Annotated in this window: 18 protein-coding genes and 1 tRNA gene; 4 read left to right on the top strand and 15 right to left on the bottom strand. The window is 62.6% G+C overall.

Annotation, left to right across the window (positions count from 1 at the left end; genetic code table 11):
- The first annotated feature begins 108 nt into the window (after positions 1 to 108).
- A complete protein-coding gene (locus KUF55_RS07330; RefSeq protein ID WP_132364973.1) occupies positions 109 to 729 on the top strand; it encodes an L-threonylcarbamoyladenylate synthase in 621 nt (206 codons plus the stop codon).
- Between the two features lie 29 nt (positions 730 to 758).
- Here the strand turns inward: KUF55_RS07330 and KUF55_RS07325 are convergent, their stop codons facing one another.
- The 3 genes from KUF55_RS07325 to KUF55_RS07315 all read right to left on the bottom strand — a co-directional run bounded on the left by KUF55_RS07325 (position 759) and on the right by KUF55_RS07315 (position 2,933).
- Positions 759 to 1,178 (bottom strand): VOC family protein, encoded by a 420-nt coding sequence (locus KUF55_RS07325; RefSeq protein ID WP_218818449.1) that lies wholly within the window; start codon positions 1,176 to 1,178, stop codon positions 759 to 761.
- Positions 1,179 to 1,221: 43 nt separating this feature from the next.
- The gene (locus KUF55_RS07320) at positions 1,222 to 2,175 is read right to left on the bottom strand and encodes an aldose 1-epimerase family protein (protein ID WP_218818448.1); all 954 of its coding nucleotides are present in this window, start codon (positions 2,173 to 2,175) and stop codon (positions 1,222 to 1,224) included.
- Positions 2,176 to 2,315: 140 nt separating this feature from the next.
- Positions 2,316 to 2,933, bottom strand: a complete 618-nt coding sequence (locus KUF55_RS07315; RefSeq protein ID WP_132364970.1) for an ANTAR domain-containing response regulator — start codon at positions 2,931 to 2,933, stop codon at positions 2,316 to 2,318.
- Positions 2,934 to 3,090: 157 nt separating this feature from the next.
- Here KUF55_RS07315 and KUF55_RS07310 point away from each other — a divergent pair.
- Together KUF55_RS07310 and KUF55_RS07305 are read left to right on the top strand one after the other, a co-directional pair.
- Positions 3,091 to 3,171: transfer RNA gene (locus KUF55_RS07310), tRNA-Leu, on the top strand.
- Positions 3,172 to 3,600: 429 nt separating this feature from the next.
- Positions 3,601 to 4,023 (top strand): RidA family protein, encoded by a 423-nt coding sequence (locus tag KUF55_RS07305; protein WP_218818720.1) that lies wholly within the window; start codon positions 3,601 to 3,603, stop codon positions 4,021 to 4,023.
- Between the two features lie 107 nt (positions 4,024 to 4,130).
- Here the strand turns inward: KUF55_RS07305 and pyk are convergent, their stop codons facing one another.
- From pyk to hisI, 11 genes are all read right to left on the bottom strand, one after another.
- Positions 4,131 to 5,648, bottom strand: a complete 1,518-nt coding sequence (gene pyk / locus KUF55_RS07300) for a pyruvate kinase (protein ID WP_132364968.1) — start codon at positions 5,646 to 5,648, stop codon at positions 4,131 to 4,133.
- A 66-nt stretch (positions 5,649 to 5,714) separates the two neighbouring features.
- Positions 5,715 to 7,172: a glutamate synthase subunit beta gene (locus tag KUF55_RS07295; RefSeq protein ID WP_218818447.1), complete on the bottom strand. Its 1,458-nt coding sequence runs from the start codon at positions 7,170 to 7,172 to the stop codon at positions 5,715 to 5,717.
- Entirely contained in the window at positions 7,165 to 11,769 is a 4,605-nt protein-coding gene (gene gltB, locus KUF55_RS07290; protein WP_218818446.1) for a glutamate synthase large subunit, read from the bottom strand. Before gltB ends, KUF55_RS07295 begins: the two co-directional genes overlap by 8 nt.
- A gap of 463 nt (positions 11,770 to 12,232) precedes the next feature.
- Positions 12,233 to 13,249, bottom strand: a complete 1,017-nt coding sequence (gene lgt / locus KUF55_RS07285; protein WP_218818719.1) for a prolipoprotein diacylglyceryl transferase — start codon at positions 13,247 to 13,249, stop codon at positions 12,233 to 12,235.
- A complete protein-coding gene (trpA, locus tag KUF55_RS07280) occupies positions 13,249 to 14,043 on the bottom strand; it encodes a tryptophan synthase subunit alpha (protein WP_218818445.1) in 795 nt (264 codons plus the stop codon). The genes lgt and trpA overlap by 1 nt, the downstream gene beginning before the upstream one ends.
- Complete coding sequence (trpB, locus tag KUF55_RS07275; protein WP_255557442.1) at positions 14,040 to 15,326, bottom strand: tryptophan synthase subunit beta; 1,287 nt, start codon at positions 15,324 to 15,326, stop codon at positions 14,040 to 14,042. The genes trpA and trpB overlap by 4 nt, the downstream gene beginning before the upstream one ends.
- A gap of 66 nt (positions 15,327 to 15,392) precedes the next feature.
- Positions 15,393 to 16,223 (bottom strand): indole-3-glycerol phosphate synthase TrpC, encoded by an 831-nt coding sequence (gene trpC / locus KUF55_RS07270; RefSeq protein ID WP_218818443.1) that lies wholly within the window; start codon positions 16,221 to 16,223, stop codon positions 15,393 to 15,395.
- Positions 16,224 to 16,225: 2 nt separating this feature from the next.
- Complete coding sequence (locus tag KUF55_RS07265; RefSeq protein WP_218818442.1) at positions 16,226 to 16,477, bottom strand: HGxxPAAW family protein; 252 nt, start codon at positions 16,475 to 16,477, stop codon at positions 16,226 to 16,228.
- 116 nt (positions 16,478 to 16,593) lie between these two features.
- Complete coding sequence (locus KUF55_RS07260) at positions 16,594 to 17,199, bottom strand: Trp biosynthesis-associated membrane protein (RefSeq protein ID WP_218818441.1); 606 nt, start codon at positions 17,197 to 17,199, stop codon at positions 16,594 to 16,596.
- Positions 17,196 to 18,755, bottom strand: a complete 1,560-nt coding sequence (locus KUF55_RS07255) for an anthranilate synthase component I (RefSeq protein WP_218818440.1) — start codon at positions 18,753 to 18,755, stop codon at positions 17,196 to 17,198. Before KUF55_RS07255 ends, KUF55_RS07260 begins: the two co-directional genes overlap by 4 nt.
- 59 nt (positions 18,756 to 18,814) lie before the next feature.
- Positions 18,815 to 19,216 carry a phosphoribosyl-AMP cyclohydrolase gene (hisI, locus tag KUF55_RS07250; protein WP_218818439.1) on the bottom strand — a complete coding sequence of 134 codons (402 nt, stop codon included), beginning with the start codon at positions 19,214 to 19,216 and terminating at the stop codon, positions 18,815 to 18,817.
- Positions 19,217 to 19,359: 143 nt separating this feature from the next.
- Between hisI and KUF55_RS07245 the strand changes: the two genes are divergently transcribed.
- The gene (locus tag KUF55_RS07245; protein WP_218818438.1) at positions 19,360 to 19,992 is read left to right on the top strand and encodes a TIGR03085 family metal-binding protein; all 633 of its coding nucleotides are present in this window, start codon (positions 19,360 to 19,362) and stop codon (positions 19,990 to 19,992) included.
- A gap of 26 nt (positions 19,993 to 20,018) precedes the next feature.
- On the opposite strand, the gene KUF55_RS07240 is transcribed toward KUF55_RS07245, so the two are convergent.
- Positions 20,019 to 22,028, bottom strand: a complete 2,010-nt coding sequence (locus KUF55_RS07240) for an amidase (protein ID WP_218818437.1) — start codon at positions 22,026 to 22,028, stop codon at positions 20,019 to 20,021.
- Between the last annotated feature and the right edge of the window lie 77 nt (positions 22,029 to 22,105).

The following is a 22,105-nucleotide window of genomic DNA, read 5'->3' as shown; positions in this document are numbered from 1 at the left end:
ACTTCACGCGCCGTTGCTCCCGACCGAAGCAGACCGTCAAGCCGCGGCACAAGGGCCGATTGGGGTGATTCAGGTGCGTGAATCGTGGCGGAGAAGTAAGCTCGTGCAATGGCTAGATTCTTAGATGTTCATCCGGAAAACCCGCAGCCGCGTGCCATTGCTCAGGCAGTGGAAATGATTCGCAACGGCGGTCTGATCGCTTTCCCCACCGATTCTTGTTACGCGCTCGGTGCCCAGATCGGAAACCACGACGCCTTGGATAGGATCCGGCGCATTCGTGAAGTTGGGGACAAACACCACTTCACGCTGGTCTGCAAGGACTTCGCCCAACTGGGTCAATATGTTGAGGTAAGCAATCAGGTTTTCCGCGACATCAAGGCCGTCACACCGGGCAGCTACACCTTCATCCTGCCGGCGACCAAGGAAGTGCCGCGGCGGCTGATGCAGGCCAAGAAGAAGACGATTGGTGTGCGCATCCCCGATAACGCTGTGGTGCGCGCCTTGTTGGAAGAACTGGGTGAACCGATTCTTTCCAGCACCTTGCTTTTGCCGGGCGAGGAAGACCCGATGACGCAGGGCTGGGAAATCAAGGAGGCGCTTGACCACGTGGTCGAAGGTGTCATCGATTCCGGCGAGTGTGGCATCGAACCCACCACCGTCATTGACTACTCGAGTGGCGAAGCAGTGATTGCGCGCGTTGGCCTAGGCGATCCGTCCCGCTTCGAATAAAGAGACACAAGCGGGCTCCTTCAGATCCTTTAGCCCTGTGAGTTCTCCAGGTTGCACACTAGTTGCCAGAGATGGCCGTCGGGATCCGCGAAGGTACCGACGTACTGAAGGCGCCCGCTGACGTGCTCGATCTCGTGCGCCTCAAAGGCTTTACCCGCGGAATCCGCGACGGCGCCTAACACCTGATTGACTTCTGAAACCGACGCGATGGCACAGCTCAGCATGGCATCGGTGGCGGGCACCGGCAGCAGCGGCGTGCGCTTGGCCTCCCGCGAGTACTTGGTGAAGGCCTCGTGCTCCGCAAGGAAAATGGTCATCCCCGGCAGCTCCAGGCAGACCAAGCCCATGGTGAGGGTGGCCTGCTCGAAGCCCACGGCATCGCGATAAAAGGCCAGAGAACGTTCGGCATCTCGAACCGCCAGAGTGAGAACAACGCCTTGGGTTTTCATCAAATCATGCTTCCTTTCGTGCCATCCACGGGTGCAATTCATCCTATTGTGCGCCACCTCCCGAACTGTAGCCGATCCCCCACGAGGCTTCCCACACCTGTCCCGGTTGAAGTTGATGCAGGCCCTGCCCACTATTAAAGGCATTGGCCGGTGCCGTCATGGGTTCAAGCGCAATGGCATGCACCGGTCCATTAGTGCCGGGGAAACTCGCGGTCGTGTAAGCCTGGAGGAATCCGAAGTTCGCATCCATCCGCAGCTCCACACGCCTGCCGTCGGCTGCCCGCAAATAGTGGCGAGAGCCGCCATCAGCGTCCCGGATGAGTTGCGCCCACACATCATCGAGAGCCACCTGCCCCAAAAGCTGCCCTTCCCGGTAGTCGAATGCCGTCCCAGCCACGGGGATAGCCTCACCGGTGGGGATCATCGAGGAGTCGAGGCCAAGCCGAACCTCGGCGTTGACCTCCAATTCCAGCTCACCGATGGGCACCTCACCCAGCCGAAGATACGGGTGGGCACCGATGGCCACCGGAGCCGTATCGGTTCCCAGGTTCTGCAGGCGATGGGTCACGCTGAGTCCACCGGCCAGCAATTGGTAGTGCACCGTGGTGGCGAGTTCGAAGGGGTAGCCGGGCGCCGGGGCGATGGTCGCGGCCAAAGTGACACTGGAGTCGGTGCTGGCCACCCTGCTGTACGCGTGATGCCGCAACAGCCCGTGGATGGCGTTGTTGAGCTTGGGTTCGGTGATCAGCAGCTGCTCTTCACGGCCCTGGTTCTTCCATTTGCCTCCCGCCACCCTATTGGGCCACGGCACGAGCACCACGCCGGCGCAGGAGGGCGCGGCGATGGCGGCGGGGTAGTCCTGAACCAGCTCCACGCCATTGATGGATAGTCGCCGCAAGGCGGCACCGACCTGGTTGACCACGGCAAATTGACGGGCTCCATTGATACTGGCGGACAGCTCAAACTGCTCCCCCATGGGCGTTGAAGCATGCATCATGCTGGACCTTTCGTTGTGGCTTGCCGAACACTTCTCACCTCCGCAACCGCTGGGCAGTACCGCTGCGGACAACAATGGGGCCGCACGAACCGATCAACGATTCCTGCGGCCCCACGTTGGGCAATGAGTTGTGTGCGGTGTTACTTAACCTGGTCGATCACGGTCTCTGCGACTTCACGCATGGACAGGCGACGATCCATGGACGTCTTCTGAATCCAGCGGAAGGCCTCGGGCTCGGTCAGCCCCATCTTGGTCGTCAAAAGGGACTTGGCCCGCTCAACAAGCTTGCGAGTGGCGAACTGTTCGGTCAGGTCCCCCACTTCCTTTTCGAGGGCGGTGATTTCCTCGTGGCGCGAAATGGCAATTTCAATCGCGGGAATCAGGTCTGCTGGGGTGAAGGGCTTCACAACGTAGGCCATGGCACCGGCCTCGCGGGCCCGCTCCACCAATTCCTTCTGGCTGAAGGCCGTCAGCAGGACCACCGGTGCGATGCGTTCCTTGACGATGGTCTCGGCGGCGGTAATTCCGTCCATGACCGGCATCTTGACGTCCATAAGCACCAGATCGGGCTTGTGTTCACGAGCCAGCTCGATGGCCTTTTCGCCGTTGTCGGCCTCGGCCACCACGTCATAGCCTTCGCCGCGCAGGATCTCAACGATGTCAAGACGGATCAGTGTTTCATCTTCAGCGACAATGACACGGCGGGGTGCGCTGTGCGGTTCGGCCTCAATACGGGTAACTTCGGGCAGGTCGCTCATGTTGCTCCTTCAATCCCGGGGTGACCGGGGACATCATCAATACTCAGTTTCACAGATAAGCCTATCTGCATGTACAGTGGATAACCGCAAGGACGCGAGGATTTCGAACCAAAGCAATTATCGGTTATGCTTATTCTCGCTGCTTCAAATAGTGCTCGCCCGAGTGGCGGAATGGTAGACGCGCTGCACTCAAAATGCAGTATCGCAAGGTGTGTGGGTTCGAGTCCCACCTCGGGCACAAATAAGCTCCGATCCCTTATCTGATAAGGGATCGGAGCTTTTCTTTTGCGTCGACAGGTACGCCAGGTTCTCGCCGATGGCTTTGCAACAAAGTCATTTTCTATCGCCTTTATTACGCGGCCAACCCGTAGCAATATTCCACCCCTAAAACCGAGTGCATGGGCGCCACTTTGCAGCCTCAGAATCGCGAGCAGCTGGTCCATCGAAGCTGAGCGCGGCCGTACTTCGCCGCGGTACTTCGGCTGCCGATCATGCCTCACCGAGCGTTGAAGCGTGCACAGAGAATAGAGCGGATCCCAGCGGGGTCTTGTCGAGATTGACGGTACCCACCGCGCCGGACGAGCGACATCGGGCCGCTGGTTTCGGTGCCTACGAACACGCATTGGTTAGGCTGAAGGCCCGCCCACCCCCATTTTTGAGAACTCCGATAGGACGCTCCCCCACGCCAAGCGCCGTTTCACTCATACGCTCAACGAAGCTCAGCAACACAGCCGAGTACGCCTACGCGGCAACAGCGCCGGCCAACGCCCGACTGATCTTCTTGGCCGGCTCATGCCCCCTAGATGAAAAGGGGAAGACGGTCGGCATCGGCGACTTTGCCCACCAGGCCCGAGCCTGCATTGGCAATATGGTGATTGCCTTAGAGGCTGCCGGTGCCGGCATCGAGGATGTCATCTCCACGCGCGTTCTGGTGGCCTCCAGCGACCAGAACGACCTAGTCACGGCCTGGAATGAGGTTCGCACAGCCTTCGGCTCTCACGATGTCCCCAGCACGCTCTTGGGCACCACGGTGCTCGGTTATGAAAACCAGCTTGTTGAGATCGAAGCCATTGCGGCGGTCGTTGACTGATCGAACACCGTTGACTGAGCTCACGCAGAAATGACAAAGGCCGAATCCTCGTCGTTTTTCCCCGTACGGGAATCACAACGATGATTCGGCCTTTTGCCGCCTAGTGACTAGATCGTGCGGGCGTTTTCGCCTACAACGTTCTCGGTGGCCCAGGGACCAACCTTTTCACGAGCAGGCATCGGCTTGCCGTCGCCCAGCTGGCCTGCATCGGCAAGGTCTCCGACCTTGTGGATGCGCAGCGAGTTGGTGGAACCTGCTTGCCCTGGAGGGGAACCGGCAGCGATGCAAACGATGTCGTTGACCTCGGCCAGTCCTTCATCCAACAGTGCGCGGTCAACCTGTGCGGTCATCTTGTCGGTGTGGTCCGCGTACTCGACCAAGCGGGGCTGAATGCCCCACATCAACGTCATGATGTTGTAGGTCTGCGGCAACGGCGTGAAGGCCAGAACCGGACGCTTGGGGCGCAGCCGGGAGAGCCGGCGCGCCGAATCGCCGGACTGGGTGAAGGCCACGATGTACTTGGCATCCAACTGGTCGGCGATTTCCACGGCGGCACGGGTGATGGCGCCACCACGGGTCTTGGGCTTGGAGCCCAGACGCGGGATACGGTCCAGACCGTGCTTTTCGGTGGAGGAAATAATGCGGGCCATGGTTTCGACGGTTTCGATGGGGTATTCGCCCACCGAGGTCTCCCCCGAAAGCATGACGGCGTCGGCACCGTCAAGTACGGCGTTAGCGCAGTCCGAGGCCTCGGCGCGGGTAGGCGTCGGGGACTCGATCATGGATTCAAGCACCTGGGTGGCCACGATGACCGGCTTGGCCCAACGGCGAGCCAATTCGATGGCGCGCTTCTGAACCAGCGGAACCTCTTCGAGCGGAAGTTCGACACCCAGGTCACCACGGGCGACCATGATGGCGTCGAACGCATCGATGATTTCTTCGATGGCGTCCACTGCCTGCGGCTTCTCGACCTTGGCGATCACCGGCAGGCGGCGACCCTCCTCGTCCATGATTTCGTGCACGCGGGTGATGTCGCTGGCGTTGCGAACGAAGGATAGTGCGACCATGTCAACGCCGGCACGGATGGCCCAACGCAGATCGTCCTCGTCCTTTTGGCTCAACGCCGGAACGTTGACGGCAACGCCGGGAAGGTTGATGCCCTTGTTGTTGGACACCTCTCCGCCGACAACAACCTCGGTGACAACCTTTTCGTCATCAACGGCGGTGGCGCGCAGGGCAACCTTGCCGTCGTTGATCAGCAGGGTGTCACCGACGTTGACGTCCTGCGGAAGTCCCTTAAACGTGGTGGAGCAGAACGTTGCATCGCCGAGCACATCGGCAATCACGATGGTGAACGTGTCACCGACGTGCAGCATGTGCTTGGCGTCATCTACAAACCGGCCCAGGCGAATCTTCGGACCCTGCAGGTCGGCAAAGATGCCGACCGGCCGGCCGAGTTCCTGGGCCGCGGCCCGCACATTGCCCAAGTTCTCGGCGTGCATCGAGTGGTCGCCGTGGCTCATATTCAAACGAGCTACGTCAACACCCGCCTTAAGTACTGCCAGTGTCTTGTCGTAGGTACCGATCGCCGGGCCCCAAGTGGCCACGATTTTTGCGCGTCTCATACGGTTAGCCTATCTGCCTTTCCATCTCTCAGGTCAGGACAACACCGCATAGGTGGTGCATCCGACTCACAACATGCTGATGGCCCGATCCGTTGGTGCAACGGGGGCCGGAAGGCGGGTTTCGCCCATCAGGTATTTGTCCACGGCCGCGGCACAGGAACGTCCCTCGGCTATGGCCCACACGATCAGGGATTGTCCGCGTCCGGCGTCGCCAGCCACAAACACCCCCGGGGTGTTGGTCATGTAGTAACCATCACGGGCGACGCTGCCCCGGTCATCAAACTCGGTGTTGGCCTGTTCCATGAGTCCTGCGGTCTCCGGTCCGGTGAACCCGAGAGCCAGGAAGACGAGGTCGGCGGGAATAACTCGCTCGGTACCTGGTTTTGGAAGGCGCTGACCATTTACAAACTCGGTCTCTGCAACTGTAACACCCATCACGCTTCCGTGCTCGCCGGAGAAGTTCACTGTTGCGGCCAAATAGGACCGCTCACCGCCTTCTTCGTGAGCCGACTGGACCTCAAAGAGGGTCGGTGCCATGGGCCACGGCTGGTGCGCGGGACGCTCCAACGCCGGCTGAGCACCAATCGCCAGGGTCGTCACGCTGGCAGCTCCCTGCCGAATGGCGGTACCCAAGCAGTCCGCGCCGGTGTCGCCGCCACCGAGGATTACCACGTGCTTTCCCTTGGCGTCGATAGCCAATGCCTCGCGCTCACCGGCAACCACCTCGTTGGACTGAACGAGGTATTCCATGGCGTAGTGCACCCCATCAAGCTCACGCCCGGGGACCGGGAGATCGCGCGGAACCGTGGCACCGGTGGCCACGATGACCGCGTCATACAGCCGATTCAGTTGATCGAAGGCGATGTCGGTACCCACCGCCACGCCGGTGAGGAACACCGTGCCCTCGGCTTCCATCTGAGCCAGACGGGTATCCAGGACATCCTTGCCCATCTTGAAGTCGGGGATGCCGTAACGCAACAGCCCACCGGGCTTGTCGTCGCGCTCATACACCGCGACGGTGTGTCCGGCGCGGGTCAGCTGCTGAGCTGCCGCCAGCCCCGCCGGGCCCGACCCAACCACCGCAATGCGGCGGTCGGTGTGGCGCACGGCCAACAGCGGCTCAAGCGGACCCGCGGCCAGCAGCGTGTCGGCGATTTCGACTTCAATCTGCTTAATTGTTACGGCGGGCTGGTTGATGCCCAGCACGCAGGAGGACTCACACGGAGCCGGGCAAAGCCGACCGGTGAATTCCGGGAAGTTATTGGTCGCATGCAGACGCTCGGAAGCATCGGTCATCCGACCCTGGTGAACCAGGGAATTCCATTCCGGAATCAGGTTGCCCAACGGGCAGCCATTGTGGCAGAAGGCAATGCCACAGTCCATGCAGCGGCCGGCCTGCTGGGTGAGCACCTGAGCATCTTGACGCTCGGTGACCTCCTTGAAGTCCATGATGCGCACCGAAACGGGACGCTTGGGCGGGGTAACGCGGTCGCGCACCTCCATGAATCCACGTGGATTAGCCACGGGTCACCTCCAAAATCCGGTTCCAGACGGTTGCTGAATCGGGGTCGAATCCTTCGTGAGCGGCAACGGTGCGTGCCTGTTGTACTGCCGCGTAGTCACGTGGCAGTACCTTGGTGATGCGTACCGCGGCCAGCGGCCAGTCGGCCAGTAGGCTTGCGGCCAGGGCCGAACCGGTGTGTGCCACGTGTTCAAGCAGCAGGTTCTTGATCAGTGTGCAATCCTCGGCGTCGGGACCCGTGAGCAAAAGATCGTCGTTGGCCACGGCCAGCGGGTTCAACTTCGCGATGTCCAAATCCAGGACGTAGGCCACTCCCCCGGACATGCCGGCGGCAAAGTTGCGGCCCGTGGCGCCCAGGATCAGCGTGGTACCACCGGTCATGTACTCACAGCCGTGGTCACCAATGCCCTCAACCACTGCCGTGGCACCGGAGTTACGCACGGCGAAGCGTTCGCCCACCATGCCGCCAATGAACAGCTCTCCGCTGGTGGCACCGTAACCAATCACGTTGCCGGCGATGACCTGCTCGGCAGCGTTAAAGCTGCTTCGCTCATCGGCCCGCACCGTGATGCGTCCACCGGAGAGGCCCTTGCCGACGTAGTCGTTGGAGTCTCCGATGAGCGTGAGTGAAATACCTGCCGGAAGGAAGGCACCGAGTGATTGCCCGGCATGTCCGCGCAGGGTCACATCGATGGTGCCCGCTTCCAGTTCATTGACCCCGAAGGTGCGAGTGACGTGGTGACCGAGCATGGTGCCCACCGAGCGGTCGGTGTTCTTGATTGGGAGGTCAAGAACTACCTTCTCGCGGCGTTCGAGCGCCGGGGCCGCAGCCTCGATCAGAGCCATGTCAAAGTGTTTGCCCAGACCGTGGTCCTGCGTGGTGGTGCGTGAACGCGCTGCCCCGGGCTTGGAGCCCGCGGTGGTAAAGATCTTATCCAGGTGCAACCCGGCGGTCTTCCAGTGGCCCACGGCGGCGCGCGTATCGAGCAGCTCCGCCTGGCCAATGGCCTCTTCGAGGGTGGCAAAACCAAGATCCGCCAAGAGTTCGCGGACTTCCTGGGCCAGGAACTCGAAGAAGTTCACCACGTGATCTGCCTGTCCGGTGAAACGCGAACGCAGTTCCGGGTTCTGTGTTGCCACACCCACCGGGCAGGTGTCCAGGTGGCAGACGCGCATCATGATGCAGCCGGCAACCACCAACGGGGCCGTGGCAAAGCCGAATTCTTCGGCACCCAGCAGCGCGGCGATGACCACGTCGCGCCCGGTCTTGAGCTGACCATCAACCTGCACCGTGACACGTTCGCGCAGCCCGTTGAGCATCAGCGTCTGCTGGGTCTCGGCCAGGCCCAGTTCCCAGGGCACACCGGCATGCTTCAGCGAGTTCAGCGGCGAGGCGCCGGTGCCACCATCGTGACCCGACACCAAAACCACGTCGGCCTTGGCCTTGGTGACTCCGGCGGCAACGGTTCCGATGCCGACCTCGGAGACCAGCTTCACGTGCACGCGGGCGCTCGGGTTAGAGCACTTGGCATCGTGGATCAGCTGAGCCAAGTCCTCGATCGAGTAGATATCGTGGTGCGGCGGCGGCGAAATGAGGCCCACGCCGGGGGTCGAGTGGCGCGTACGAGCCACCCATGGGTAAACCTTGTTGGCCATCAGCTGGCCACCCTCGCCGGGCTTGGCACCCTGCGCCATCTTGATCTGGATGTCATCGGCATGGGTCAGGTACATGCTGGTGACACCGAAGCGCCCCGAGGCGATCTGCTTCACGGCCGAGCGGCGGGTGGGATCCAGCAGACGATCAACGTCCTCGCCGCCCTCACCGGTGTTGGACTTACCGCCCAGACGGTTCATCGCAATAGCAAGGGTCTCGTGAGCCTCGGCGGAGATCGAGCCGTAGCTCATCGCGCCGGTAGCAAAACGCTTCACAATCTCAGACACGGGTTCCACCGCGTCGATATTGATGGGGGTGCGCTCGGAATATTTGAAGTCCAACAGCCCGCGCAGGGTCATCAAGCCCTTGGCCTGATCATCCACGCCCTGGGTGTACTTCTTGAAGATGTCATAACGACGTTCGCGGGTGGCATGCTGCAGCCGGAACACCGTTTCGGGGTTGAACAGGTGCGGCGGGCCCTCACGGCGCCACTGGTATTCCCCACCGGTTTCCAACACGCGGTGCGCATCGGGATTCAGATCCGAGGGGTAGGCACCGGCATGACGCATCGCGGTTTCGGTGGCGATGATGTCAAGACCAACGCCGCCAAGCTGCGAGGAGGTACCGGTGAAGTACTGGTCAACCACGCGCTGGGACAGGCCCAGGGCCTCAAAGGTCTGGGCTCCGCAGTAGGAGGCCACGGTGGAGATGCCCATCTTGGACATGATCTTCAGCAGGCCCTTGCCCAGCGCCTTGATCATATTGGCCTGAGCCTTGGCGGGACTCACGTCGCCGAGTTCGCCCTGCAGGGCCATCTCTTCGACGGATTCCAGCGCCAGGTACGGGTTGATCGCCGAGGCACCGTAGCCCACGAGCACCGCTACGTGGTGAACCTCGCGAACGTCACCGGCCTCGATGATCAGTGAGGTCTTGGTGCGGTTTGCACTCTTGAGCAGGTGATGGTGCACGGCGGAGGTGAGCAGCAACGATGGGATCGGTGCCCACTGAGCGTTTGAATCCCTATCCGAGAGCACGATGAATTTGATGCCACGGTTCACCGCTGCGGAGACCTTTTCGCAGATTTCCTGCAAGCGGGCGCGCAGTTCTCCCTCACCGCCTCCGGGACGGTAGAGTCCACGAACCTTCAGTGCCAACTTCACGCCAGCATCACCGCGGATGTTCGCGATCTTGGCCAGTTCGTCGTTGGTGATCACCGGGTAATCAAGGGACACCTGTTCGGCGCTGACCTGACCGGTGGCCAAGAGGTTTCCGGCCGGGCCGATGCTGGTGAGCATGGAGGTGACAAGTTCTTCACGGATGGAGTCCAACGGCGGGTTGGTCACCTGGGCGAAGGACTGGGTGAAGTAGTCAAAGAGCAGACGGGAGCGATCCGAGAGCACCGCCACCGGGGTGTCCGAGCCCATGGCGCCCAGCGGCTCGGCGCCGGCGGTAGCCATCGGGGCCAGCAGGATCCGCAGTTCCTCCGTGGTGTAACCGAAGGTCCGCTGGCGAATCTGCACGGAGGCCGAGTTGTGCTTGACGTGCAACAGATCCGGCAGGGTCGCCAGGTTGATCTTGTTCTGATTGACCCACTGGGCCCACGGAGCCGAGGCGGCCACCTGAGACTTAACTTCCTCATCACTGATGATGCGTCCGGCCTCGGTGTCCACCAAAAACATCTTGCCCGGGGCAACGCGGCCCTTGGCGGCGATCAGCGAGGGATCCAGATCGATGACGCCAACCTCCGAGGCCAGCACCACCAATCCGTCGGTGGTGACCCAGTAGCGTGCCGGGCGCAGACCGTTGCGGTCGAGCACCGCACCTACCTGCTTGCCGTCGGTGAAGGACACCGCGGCAGGTCCGTCCCACGGTTCCATCAGCATCGAGTTGTATTCGTAGAAGGCGCGGCGGTCCGCGTCCATCGAGGCATGGTTTTCCCAAGCCTCGGGAATCATCATCATGATCGCCTGGGCGATCGGGCGACCGGAGAGCATCAAGAGCTCGGCAACCTCGTCAAAGGAGGCGGAGTCCGAGGCCCCGGCGGAGCAGATCGGGAAGAGTTCTTCGGGGACCTCGCCGAGCAGGTCGGAGGCGAGCTGCGATTGGCGGGCGCGCATCCAGTTGCGGTTGCCCTTGACCGTGTTGATTTCGCCGTTGTGGGCGATGGTACGGAAGGGCTGGGCCAGCGGCCAGGAGGGGAAAGTATTGGTGGAGAAGCGCGAGTGCACGATGCCGAAGCGCGATTCGAAGCGCTCATCGGTCAAATCCGGGTAGAACTCGGTGAGCTGCTCGGTGGAGAGCATGCCCTTGTAGACCATGGTGGCGGAGGAGAGCGAGGGGAAGTACACCCCGAATTTGTTCTGCGCGCGCTTGCGAATACGGAAGACCCGGGCGTCAAGGTCTGCTTCGTGCTCGGGGGCGGCCCCCAGGAAGAGCTGCGAGAAGTAGGGCATGCTGCCCAGCGCGGTGGCTCCGATGGACTCGGTGTTCACCGGCACGTCGCGCCAGCCCAGGACGGTGAGGCCCTCTTCGAGTGCTAGCTCTTCAAGTGCGGTAATGGTTGATGCACGCTGTCCGGGTTCCTGCGGAAGGAAGGCGGTGCCCGCTGCGTAGCGGCCGGCTTCGGGCAGCTCAATTCCGGTGACGGCACGGAAGAAACTGTCGGGAAGCTGGGTCAGGATACCTGCACCGTCACCGGTGCCAGCATCGGCGCCGACGGCACCGCGGTGCTCAAGACGACGCAAGGCTTCGAGGGCTTGTTCCACGATCTCGTGGCTGCCCTTCTTCGTCAGTGTGGCAATCAGGGCCAGGCCACAGGCGTCTTTTTCGTTGGCCGGATCGTATAGTCCCTGAGCTATCGGGATATCGGCAAACCGGGTAAAGGGCGAGGTGGCATCCTCGCCACGATGCGGTGAGGCGTTGAGTTGGACTCCGGTCATGCTCATGAGTTGTCCCTTTCTCAGTGTGTTGGCAGCGGGCGGTATTCGTCGGGCGACAGTGACCGAGGTGATTGCAGGGTCGCAAATCGGCACCCTCTTTTCGAGAGGGGCCGTGCTGTGAAGGGGGTGACACCAGCGATGCGTAGGCAGGAACCGCATGACCTTGTAATGGTCATGAAACAGATCCTGTGCTTCCACGTCATTGTGGTTGCCGACAGCTCCCGGTGCGCTGGGTGGGTATTTCGCGCCCGGCCGTACTGTCACGGTGAGAAAAAGAGTAACACCGACATGTTTCAGTTTTACGCATGGTTTTGTTTCCAACAGTTTTCGTACGTCTCACGAACCAGCTGTTGACTAGGAAGTTTTAAGTTTCCACAAAGTTTCGTAGCACAACGCACGAACCCCTTCATCTTTCCGCATGGGCTGCGGAGAGGGAAGGGGTTCGTGAAAGTTATTTACCTCGAGCGGACTAGTGCTTTCCGCGATCCTTGGGACCTTGGAGATCTTGAGGATCCGTTGGCTCGCCGGCCTGCTGCTCGGTGGTGGGTGAGTCCTGGTTCTTGGTACCCGATTCCACCGACGCCTCGGCCGGAGCACGCCCTGGAAGGTAGACGCCCGGGTCTCCCAGCGGTCGCAGCCGGGTAAGCACAAAGGCCAGTCCCGCAGCACCGAAGATGACCATCGCGATGGCCAACCACATGTGAACCCGAAGCCCGATGCCGATGATCGTGATGACATCCACGGCGTCGATACGCAAGGTCTCCATGAAGCTGCGGCCAATGCCGTACCAAATCAGGTAGCTGAAGAACATGGCACCGCGGCGCAGCTTAAACTTGCGATCAAGGGCCAGCAGCAACAACACACCGGCAACGTTCCACAGCGATTCGTAGAGGAACGTGGGGTGGAAGAGCGTTCCGGCGGGAACCCCGGCCGGGAAGTTATAACTGTTCGGATCGATCTCCAGGCCCCACGGAAGCGTGGTGGGCGCACCAAAGAGTTCCTGGTTAAACCAGTTGCCCCAGCGGCCAAAGGCCTGCGCGAGCAGCACCCCGGGAACCGCCGCGTCGAGGAACGCGGTCAGGCGAACCCCAGCCCGGCGACAGGCGATCCAGGCACCGACGGTGCCCAGCGAGATGGCACCCATGATGCCAAGGCCGCCGGCCCAGATCTGTGGGATCTCCGAAAAGTGTGCCAGCTGCCCATTAAGCCCGAAGTAGTACTCCGGGTCGGTGAACAGCACGTGGTACAACCGTCCGCCGACGATCCCGAAGGGGATGGCCCAGATGCAAATATCCCAGACCACTTCCTCCGGTCCGCCCTTGGCACGCCAGCGCCGTGCGGTCAGCCACATCGCCACCACGATGCCGAGCATGATGCACAGTGCGTAGGCGTGGATGGTTAGCGGGCCGAGCGAGAACTTCGAAAATTCCGCCGGCGGGCTGGGAATGGAGGCGAGGATCTGGGTTCCCGCAGCTAGCTGAAACATCACGCCGAAACGCTCTTGCCGCTGAGTTCCGCGGTGAGCCTGCCCACGGCTTCACTGCCACCATCTCGCAGTGCCGCCACCAGGGCGGTACCCACGATGACGCCATCGGAGTAGGCTCCGATTTCTTCCACGTGCTTGCGCTGCGAAACGCCCAGACCGACGCAGGCGTTTTCTGCGCCGGCGGCGTGAGCGGCCGCAACAACCGCTGCCGCTGCGTCGGAGACCGTAGCGCGGGCACCGGTAACACCCATGATCGAAACGCAGTAGACAAAGCCGCGGCTTGCCGCGACGGTGGCCTTCATGCGTGCCTCGGTGGAGGACGGTGCCACCAGGAAGACTCGATCTAGTCCGTACTTATCCGAGGCCTCAATCCATTCGGCAGCCTCATCCGGGACCAGGTCCGGAGTGATTAGCCCGGCCCCACCGGCCTCGGCCAGACGGCGGGAGAACTCATCCACGCCCATGCGCAGTACCGGGTTCCAGTAGGTCATCACCATCACGGTGGCAGAACAACGAGCGGTGATGCCCTTGATGACGTCAAAGACCTGGGCCACCTTGAAACCCTGCTCCAGGGCCTGCACGGTGGCGGCCTGAATGACCGATCCGTCCATGACGGGGTCGGAATACGGGATGCCGACCTCGATGATGTCGGCACCGTTTTCCGCCATCGCGACGGCCGCATCGATGGTGCCCTGAACATCGGGGAACCCTGCGGGCAGGTAACAGATCAGGGCCGGACGACCCTCGGCACGGGCGGCGGCAATGGCCGCGGCGCTCTTGGATACGATGCTCACTTGGCGTCCTTAGCGTCGGTCTCAATGAGGTTAAACCATTCGGCGGCGGTGCCAACGTCCTTATCGCCACGCCCCGAAAGGTTAGCGATGATGATGGTCTCTTCCGGAACCGCGCCGGCGGCAATCTTGCGTGCGGCAATCTTCAGCACACCGGCCAGCGCGTGGGAGGACTCGATGGCGGGAATGATGCCCTCGGTGCGGCACAGCAGCGAGAACGCGTCCATGGCCTCGGTGTCGGTGACCGGTTCGTAGTGCACCCGGCCGATGTCCGAAAGGTAGGCATGTTCGGGGCCAACACCCGGGTAATCCAGTCCGGCGGAGATCGAGTGCGACTCGACGGTCTGCCCGTCCTCGTCCTGCATCAGGTAGCTCTTGGCACCGTGCAGCACACCGGGGCGTCCCAGGGTGATGGTTGCCGCGTGGCGGGGTGTATCAACACCGTCGCCACCGGCTTCGAAGCCGAACAGCTCAACCTCCGGATCGTCAAGGAAGCCGTGGAAGATGCCAATCGCGTTGGATCCACCGCCAATGCAGGCAGCCACGGCGTCGGGCAGCCGCCCCACCTGAGCCAAAATCTGTTCGCGGGCCTCTTCGCCGATGACCTCGTGGAAGTAGCGCACCATGGCCGGGAACGGGTGTCCGCCGGCCGCGGTACCCAAAAGGTAGTGGGTGTTCTCCACGTTGGCGACCCAGTCACGCAGGGCCTCGTTGATGGCGTCCTTCAGCGTCTGGGATCCGGCGGTCACGGGGATCACCGTGGCACCGAGCAGCTGCATCCGTGCCACGTTCAGCGACTGCCGACGGGTGTCTTCGGCACCCATGTAGACCACGCATTCGAGGCCCATCAGGGCCGCAGCGGTGGCCGAGGCAACACCGTGCTGTCCGGCACCGGTCTCGGCGATGATCCGGGTTTTGCCCATGCGCTTGGCCAGCAATGCCTGACCGAGCACATTGTTGATCTTGTGGCTACCGGTGTGGTTCAAGTCCTCGCGCTTGAGGAAGACGCGCACCCCGCCGCAGGCAACCTCGGAGAAGCGCTTGGCCTCGGTCAGCAGGGAGGGACGGCCCGAGTAGTTCTTGTTCAGTTCCTTGACCTCGGCGATGAACGACGGATCGGCCTTGGCGGCCTCAAACGTGTCGTTAAGCTGGTCCATGGCGGCGATCAGGGATTCGGGCATCCAGCGTCCGCCGTAGGCGCCGAAGTAGGGGCCGGCCGCGTGCCGCAGCGAATGCGAGGGATCGGTGGCGGGCTGGTTCTTGCCCACCTCTGGTTCACCGGTCATCGGAGTCATCTGTCGCATCCTTCTCTAGCTCAGGAATTCTTGAAAGGGGGGGGTTCTACGGGGCGTTCAGTTGGCGCGAGCCGGCTTGGCTGCCGTGCCTGCGGTGATGAAGTGTTCCACTGCCGCGCGCGGATCTGCATCCTTCACCAGGGCCTCGCCCACGAGAATGGCGTCGGCTCCCAGCTGCGCGTAATACTGCACATCGGAAACGTCCTGCACGCCGGATTCCGCCACGATGACAACATCGGTGGGGATCAGTTCGATGAGGCGGCCGAAGTTTTCACGGTCAACCTCCAGGGTCTTGAGATTGCGCACGTTCACCCCGATGATCCGCGCACCGAGGTTAATCGCCCGGGCGATTTCTTCCGGCGTGTGCGTTTCCACCAGGGCATTCATGCCCAGCGCGTGGGTGAGCTCCAAAAATTCGCGCATCGTGGCGTCGTCAAGGGCCGCAACAATGAGCAGCACCAGATCCGCCCCGTGCGCGCGAGCCTCATAAATTTGGTAGGCATCAACCGTGAAGTCCTTGCGTAATACCGGGATTTTCACGGCGCCGCGAACCGCATCAAGGTCGGCCAGTGAGCCGCCAAAACGGCGCTGCTCGGTCAGCACGGAGATCACCGATGCGCCTCCGGCCTCATAGGAGGCGGCCAGGACTGCGGGTTCTGCGATCTGCGCCAGCGCACCCTTGGATGGCGATTTGCGCTTGACCTCGGAGATCACCCGCAGCGTGGTATCGCGTTGGGTCGGATCGAGGTGTCCACCCAGTGCCGCATAAGCGTCCAGGGCCGGGGCCGCGGCAGCGGCGTGCGCCTCGATACCGCTCTGGTCGAGGATGGACCGACGGGCGTCCAGATCAATCCGAACGCCCGCGATGATATCGCTCAGTACACTCACGGCTAGTGCGCGGAACCCGACTTGGCGCCGTTCACGCCGTAGCCTGCCTTCTTCATGATCCAGCCGACGATGAGGCCAAGGAAGACGATGCCGACGCCGATGTAAACGACGGTGGGGTTGTGCCCGGCGAAGGCGATGCAACCGACAATAAAGCCGACCATCATCACGGCGATAGCGGCCCAGGCCGCCTTCGAGTTGCCGTGGCCAATTTCTTCGCCGTGCATCGGATCGATCTGAGTGTTGGCGTTTGCCATGGTGGGATACTCCTGCTCACCTCGTGCGAATCGGGAAGATTCCCGATAATTTTCTTGAGTTCTATTCTGCCATTCTTTCGGGCGATGGCATGCCATGTTGCGAAGCGTGTGCGCGCTTAGCCGGTGGGGTCATCCCCGCGTGAGAGCGAGTCCCAACCGGAAATTTCATCAATTTGTCCGTTACCGCTGGGTGCTGCCGCCTGATCGCGGACGGTCTGGGCGTCCCGGGCGTACTTCCGCGAACCGGCCCAGTGCCGTCCGGCCACCGCGAGCACCGCCGCGTTAACGATCAGAATGATGCCGCCGAGCACCGCCACATACGGCCAGATACTCAGGGCATAGTCGGCGCCCGCGGCATTCAGCCCGGTGGCCTCCCCCACCTTGGTGGAGGCGGCGGCGACGGGGTCAACCACCACCGAAAGAGCCGAGGCGATGACGCCCGCGCCCACCAGTAGCAGGATCACCGCGATGATGTACCGCGCCACCTTGCCGGCGATCATGGCGGCCAGCGAGCCGGCCAGCGCCACCACGGCGAGTGCCGCGACGGCCGTGGCGGCGTCGGATCCGGCCACCTCGATCAGCGGGATCTTCACGTTGCCCATCTGCGGCTGCACCGTGATCCAGATCCGGGTGCTGGTGGCCAGCGCAACAACGGCACCGAGCAATCCCAACAGCATCACGTTGCGCTTGGTGCCGAGGCGCCCGGTTTTTTTGTTGCTCATGCGTTGTTGCCGTCCACTTGTGCCGGTGCCATGGTTCCGGCGGCCCACACGGCCCGCAGGGGCGCGGCCGACTTGTTGATGGTTTCCAGGGCCTCGGCGTCGAGGTTGGAATCGGCAACGATGCCGCCACCAGCCTGGACGTAGGCTCGGTTGCCCTTGATCAGCGCGGAGCGGATGGCGATGGCCATGTCCATGTCTCCGGCGAAGTCCAGGTAGCCCACGACTCCGCCATAAATGCCGCGGCGGTACGGCTCGAGTTCATCCAGTAGCGATAGGGCGCGTGGTTTGGGCGCCCCGGAGAGGGTGCCGGCGGGGAAGGTGGCAGCGAGCACATCGTAGCCGTCGTGCCCCGGGGCCAGTTTGCCCACCACGTTGGAGACCAGGTGCATGATGTGGCTGAAGCGTTCGACCTCCATGAACTGGGTGACCTCCACCGAGCCCGGCACGCAGACCTTGGAGAGATCATTGCGCGAGAGATCAACGAGCATCAGGTGCTCGGCGCGCTCCTTCTCATCGTTCAGCAGGTTCTTCTCATGCTGCTGATCGTCCTCGTAGTTCGCCCCGCGCGGACGTGAGCCGGCGATCGGGTGCGTCACCACGTGGTCATCGTTGACGGTCACCAACGCCTCGGGTGAGGATCCCACGATGGAGTAGGGCTTGTCGTGGGCGTCGCGCAGGTTAAACAGGTACATGTAGGGGCTCGGGTTGGTGCCGCGCAGGATCCGGTAGACATCCAGCGGGTCCGCATGCGTTTCAAGCTCAAAGCGGCGCGAGACCACCACCTGGAATACCTCGCCCTCCACGATGGCTTCCTTGCCGCGCAGTACCGCGCTGCGGTAGGAATCCTCATCCCAGGAGTGGGTGACGGCATTCATGAGTTCATCGGCCGGGACGTCGGTGCCCGAAAGTACCGAGACCGGGTTTTCGGCGGCAACGCTGAGCGCGTCAAGCATGTCCGAAAGGCGCTGCACCGCGTGGTCGTAGGCGCCGTCAACCCCCTCGGAGGTTCCATTGAAGTTGATGGCGTTGGCGATGAGCGTCAGGGTGCCGTCGGTGTTATCGTGCACGGCCATGTCCCCCACGAGGTTCATGGCCAGCTCGGGCAGGTGCAGGTCATCAACCGGTGGGTTGGGAAGCTTTTCCCAATGACGTACCGCTTCCCAGCCGATGAAGCCCACCATGCCGCTGGTCAGCGGTGGCAGCCCGTCCAGCGGTACGGTGCGCAATGCCCTCACGGTGTCACGCAAAACCTCAACCGGGTTTCCCTCACAGGGCAGGCCCTGCGGTGGGGTGCCCTGCCAATGTGCTTTTCCGTCCAGCGTGGTCAGGGTGGCGGGGGAATTCACGCCGATGAAGGAGTAGCGTGACCACACTCCCCCGGCCGCGGCCGATTCCATCAGGAAGGTGCCGGGGCGTCCGCCTGCCAGCCTGCGGTAGATGGAGATGGGGGTGAGTGCGTCGGCAAGCACCCGCATCGAAACGGGAATGACGCGGCGATCCGCGGCGAATGCGCGGAACTGCTCGCGGGTGGGGGTCAGAGCGCCGAGAGCTTGCATGAGCGAGAAGGATCCTTGCGTGTGCTGGGTATTGGGTGGTGCCGCGTGGTGCGGTGGTGCTAGGAGACTTTGCGTCCCACCACGGCGGGAAGTTCACGGCCGTCGAAGCAGGTGTGGGTTCCGGTGTGGCACGCGGCGCCGATCTGATCAACAACCACCAACAGGGCGTCGCCGTCACAGTCAAGGGCCACCGACCTGACCATCTGGGAGTGCCCGGAGGTATCTCCCTTGCGCCAGAATTCGTTACGCGAACGGGACCAGAAGGTGACGCGTCCGGTGCTCAGGGTGCGGCGGAGCGCTTCCTCGTTCATCCAGCCGAGCATCAACACCTCATTGGTGCCATGCTGCTGAATGATGGCTGCCACCAAACCGGCGTCATCCTTCTTCAGCGCGGCTGAAATCTCGGCGGACAAGTGCCCGTTCACTGAGGCGGGGGCGGCGAAGGCTGGGGTCTGAGACATCCCTACCAGTCTAGTGCCCGATGGGCGCAAAACTGTTCTTCCAACACGTGCGACTCCACCCCCGTGACGATTTGGCCACACCGTGCGCCACAGGGTGGTTCGAAAGGGCCACAAGGACCTGAGAACGTGTTAGTTTCAAAGAGATGCATTTCGTCCCAGCCTCGCGTGAAGTATTGGCCGAAGTCCTGCTGGCGGCAGGACCCACGGCCCCCACCCTGTGTGCCGGGTGGCAAACCCGTCACCTCGCAGCCCATTTAGTGCTGCGCGAACGCTCACTGCTGGCCGCCGGCCTGCTGCTGAAGCCGTTGGCCCACCGCATGGAAACTGAGCTGGCCAAGCGCGCCGATCTTGCGCAAGACCGCAACGAGTATGCCGTGCTGGTCCACGAATTCCTGGCCGGGGCACCGAAATACTCCCCGCTCGCCAATTCCGGTGTTGACCGTTCGGCCAACCTCTCCGAGTTCTTCATTCACACCGAGGACGTACGTCGGGCGAGCGACCGTTGGGCCCCGCGCATGCTTGATGCAACGTATGAGGAATTGTTGTGGAAGGACCTCTTGCGCCGGGCGACGCTTTACTACCGCCACTCGAACGTCGGCATCATTTTGGTGCGCCCCGATGGCCAACGCCATGTGGCACGCAAGAGCGCAACATCCGTGGCCATCATCGGCCTCCCCGGTGAACTGCTGCTCCACGCTTCCGGGCGCCGCGATGAGGCGTTGGTGACCTTCGAAGGTTCCGATGAAGCCATCGCCCTGCTGCTGGCCTCGAACTAGGCACTGGGCGCTAGAGGCCTCGGCGACTAAATTTCGGTGAAGTCACCGGCCGCAGCACCATCCGGATTCACCACGTGGATGACCGCGAGGATGCGGGCGGGCGGATTTGAGCCACTCGCCGCGGGTTCCACCGCCGCAGGCAGGATCGCCGTGGCGTTCCAGCGGTTTCCGCTCCGGCGCACGAGCGTCGGTTCGCCATTAACCGTCAGGACGATGACTGCGTCCTCGGCAGCAGCGATCTCTCCGGAGAGCAGCAATCTGCGGGCGCCCTCGTGGTAGGTTCGCGGATCCACTTCGCCTCCGATGGTGATCCGAGGTTCTTCGCCGCCACGTGGCTCTGCGCTCTGGCGCCCCGCCACGTGGCGGTCACTGAGAAGTTCGGGGGCCAGCACGGGCGCCGCACGTAGTGTGCCGGCGGCTTCAAACGCCCAGCCCCAGGCCAAGATCGCGCCGTCGGTGTAGGCCGGTCCGGCAAAGGTGAGTCCCACCGGCATACCGATGTCCTCCATGACCCCCATGGCCACGGTGACGGAGGGGATACCCAGGTGACGCATGGCGTAGTTGCCGTTTGAGAAGAAGAGCCCGTTTTCCCACGCCCGGTCGGCTGCTGCGGGGTTGGTATCGGCATCGGCGGCAGCCACATCGGCGTTGGCCGGGAAGATCACTCCATCAAGATTGTGCTCTCTGAGCCAGCGTTCGAAGAGTTCGGCACGCAGCGTTTCCAAGGCGTTGAGCCCCGCCGCGAAATTCGGTAATTGCTCCGGAGGAAGTAGTCCGTCCTTGGACTGTTGCACCACGTCGCGGTAGCGGTTTTCGTAGTCTGGAACCTCGTCGTAGCGATCGGGTAATGACCCGGCTGGGGCCGGGAAGATGCGCAGATGGTCAACCTGGGCCAGCCGGTTTAATTCGGGGTCATTGTTTTCGCGCAGGAAGGTATCCCAGCCGTGGGCGAGGATCTGGTTAAATTCTTGCTCCAACCAATCTTGTGGCAGCACCCCGAGGGCCTCTAGCTGCTCACCACCCGGGGTGGTGCCCTCGTATTTTTCGATCAGCGGGAAGTCGACCTCCAGGACCGTGGCGCCCAGGGCTTCGAGCCGGTGCCGGGCGGAGTCCCAGAGCCGACGCACGCTGGGGCGCAGTTGGATCGGAAAGGCCGGATCTTCTCCCAGATACATGCGCGGTACGCCGAAGCGCTTGCCGGCCAGCGCCGCCGGGTCAGCCAGTGCGGCGTAGTCCTTCGGGCGGACGGTGGAGGCAGCCGGTAGCGGCACGGCCCTTTGCGCACGCCAGAAGTCCCCGGTGGTTTCCGGGTCATCGGCGACGATCACCTCCAGCACCCGGAACATGTCATCCATGGAACGGGTGTGCGGGACCACCACATCGCGGGTGGGGAACAGTGGCCAGTTGCCGCGGATGGAGATCAGTCCGCGCGAGGGGGTGTAGGCGCACAAACCATTATTGGAGGCCGGGCTGCGGCCCGAGGACACCGTTTCCTCCCCCATCCCGAAGACCCCCAGGCTGGCCGCCGTGGCGACACCCGAGCCGTTGGAGGATCCCGATGCGTAGGCTGCCGCCAGATAGTTGGTGTTGTAGGGGCTTTCTGCCCGCCCGTACACACCTCGTTGCATGCCGCCATCGGCCATGGGCGGCATCGTCGTTTTACCCAACAGCACTGCCCCGGCGCCGCGCAGGCGAGCCACGGTGAAGGCATCGGCCTGCGCCACGAGATCTTTGAAGGCCGGCGAACCGGCTGCCACGGTCAGCCCGGCGACCTTGTAGCTGTCCTTCACCGTGAACGGCACGCCTTCCAAGGAGCCGGCATCAGCGGTGCTGCGCCGTCGATCGGCGGCCGCCGCCTCCACAAAAACCTTCGGATTCAGCACGGCCATGGCGTTGAGGCGTACGGATGATCGGTCGAAGCGCCCGATGCGGGCCAAGTGCGCGGCCACCAGTTCCACGGCACTGACACTTCCGTTGTTCAGTGCGTTCAGGGTTTGCTCGATGGAGGCTTCATAGATGCTAAAGCAGGGACTCATGGGAAGGATGTCTTTCTCAGATATGCGGGCAGGCTTCACCGGCGGGAGGATGACCCGTGACCAATGGGTGGGAGCGA

It is taken from the genome of Paeniglutamicibacter sp. Y32M11, from assembly GCF_019285735.1.
GTDB lineage: Bacteria > Actinomycetota > Actinomycetes > Actinomycetales > Micrococcaceae > Paeniglutamicibacter.
The sequence above is the reverse complement of the archived record's forward strand: the minus strand, read 5'-3'. Positions and strand labels throughout refer to the sequence as shown.

Excerpts from the sequence above, each read along its gene's own strand:
- KUF55_RS07330 (WP_132364973.1), top strand. The coding sequence starts at position 109 with ATGGCTAGATTCTTAGATGTTCATCCGGAAAACCCGCAGCCGCGTGCC.
- KUF55_RS07325 (WP_218818449.1), bottom strand. The coding sequence starts at position 1,178 with ATGAAAACCCAAGGCGTTGTTCTCACTCTGGCGGTTCGAGATGCCGAA.
- KUF55_RS07320 (WP_218818448.1), bottom strand. The coding sequence starts at position 2,175 with ATGATGCATGCTTCAACGCCCATGGGGGAGCAGTTTGAGCTGTCCGCC.
- KUF55_RS07315 (WP_132364970.1), bottom strand. The coding sequence starts at position 2,933 with ATGAGCGACCTGCCCGAAGTTACCCGTATTGAGGCCGAACCGCACAGC.
- pyk (WP_132364968.1), bottom strand. The coding sequence starts at position 5,648 with ATGAGACGCGCAAAAATCGTGGCCACTTGGGGCCCGGCGATCGGTACC.
- gltB (WP_218818446.1), bottom strand. The coding sequence starts at position 11,769 with ATGAGCATGACCGGAGTCCAACTCAACGCCTCACCGCATCGTGGCGAG.
- lgt (WP_218818719.1), bottom strand. The coding sequence starts at position 13,249 with ATGTTTCAGCTAGCTGCGGGAACCCAGATCCTCGCCTCCATTCCCAGC.
- trpB (WP_255557442.1), bottom strand. The coding sequence starts at position 15,326 with ATGACCGGTGAACCAGAGGTGGGCAAGAACCAGCCCGCCACCGATCCC.
- KUF55_RS07265 (WP_218818442.1), bottom strand. The coding sequence starts at position 16,477 with ATGGCAAACGCCAACACTCAGATCGATCCGATGCACGGCGAAGAAATT.
- KUF55_RS07260 (WP_218818441.1), bottom strand. The coding sequence starts at position 17,199 with ATGAGCAACAAAAAAACCGGGCGCCTCGGCACCAAGCGCAACGTGATG.
- KUF55_RS07255 (WP_218818440.1), bottom strand. The coding sequence starts at position 18,755 with ATGCAAGCTCTCGGCGCTCTGACCCCCACCCGCGAGCAGTTCCGCGCA.
- hisI (WP_218818439.1), bottom strand. The coding sequence starts at position 19,216 with ATGTCTCAGACCCCAGCCTTCGCCGCCCCCGCCTCAGTGAACGGGCAC.
- KUF55_RS07245 (WP_218818438.1), top strand. The coding sequence starts at position 19,360 with ATGCATTTCGTCCCAGCCTCGCGTGAAGTATTGGCCGAAGTCCTGCTG.
- KUF55_RS07240 (WP_218818437.1), bottom strand. The coding sequence starts at position 22,028 with ATGAGTCCCTGCTTTAGCATCTATGAAGCCTCCATCGAGCAAACCCTG.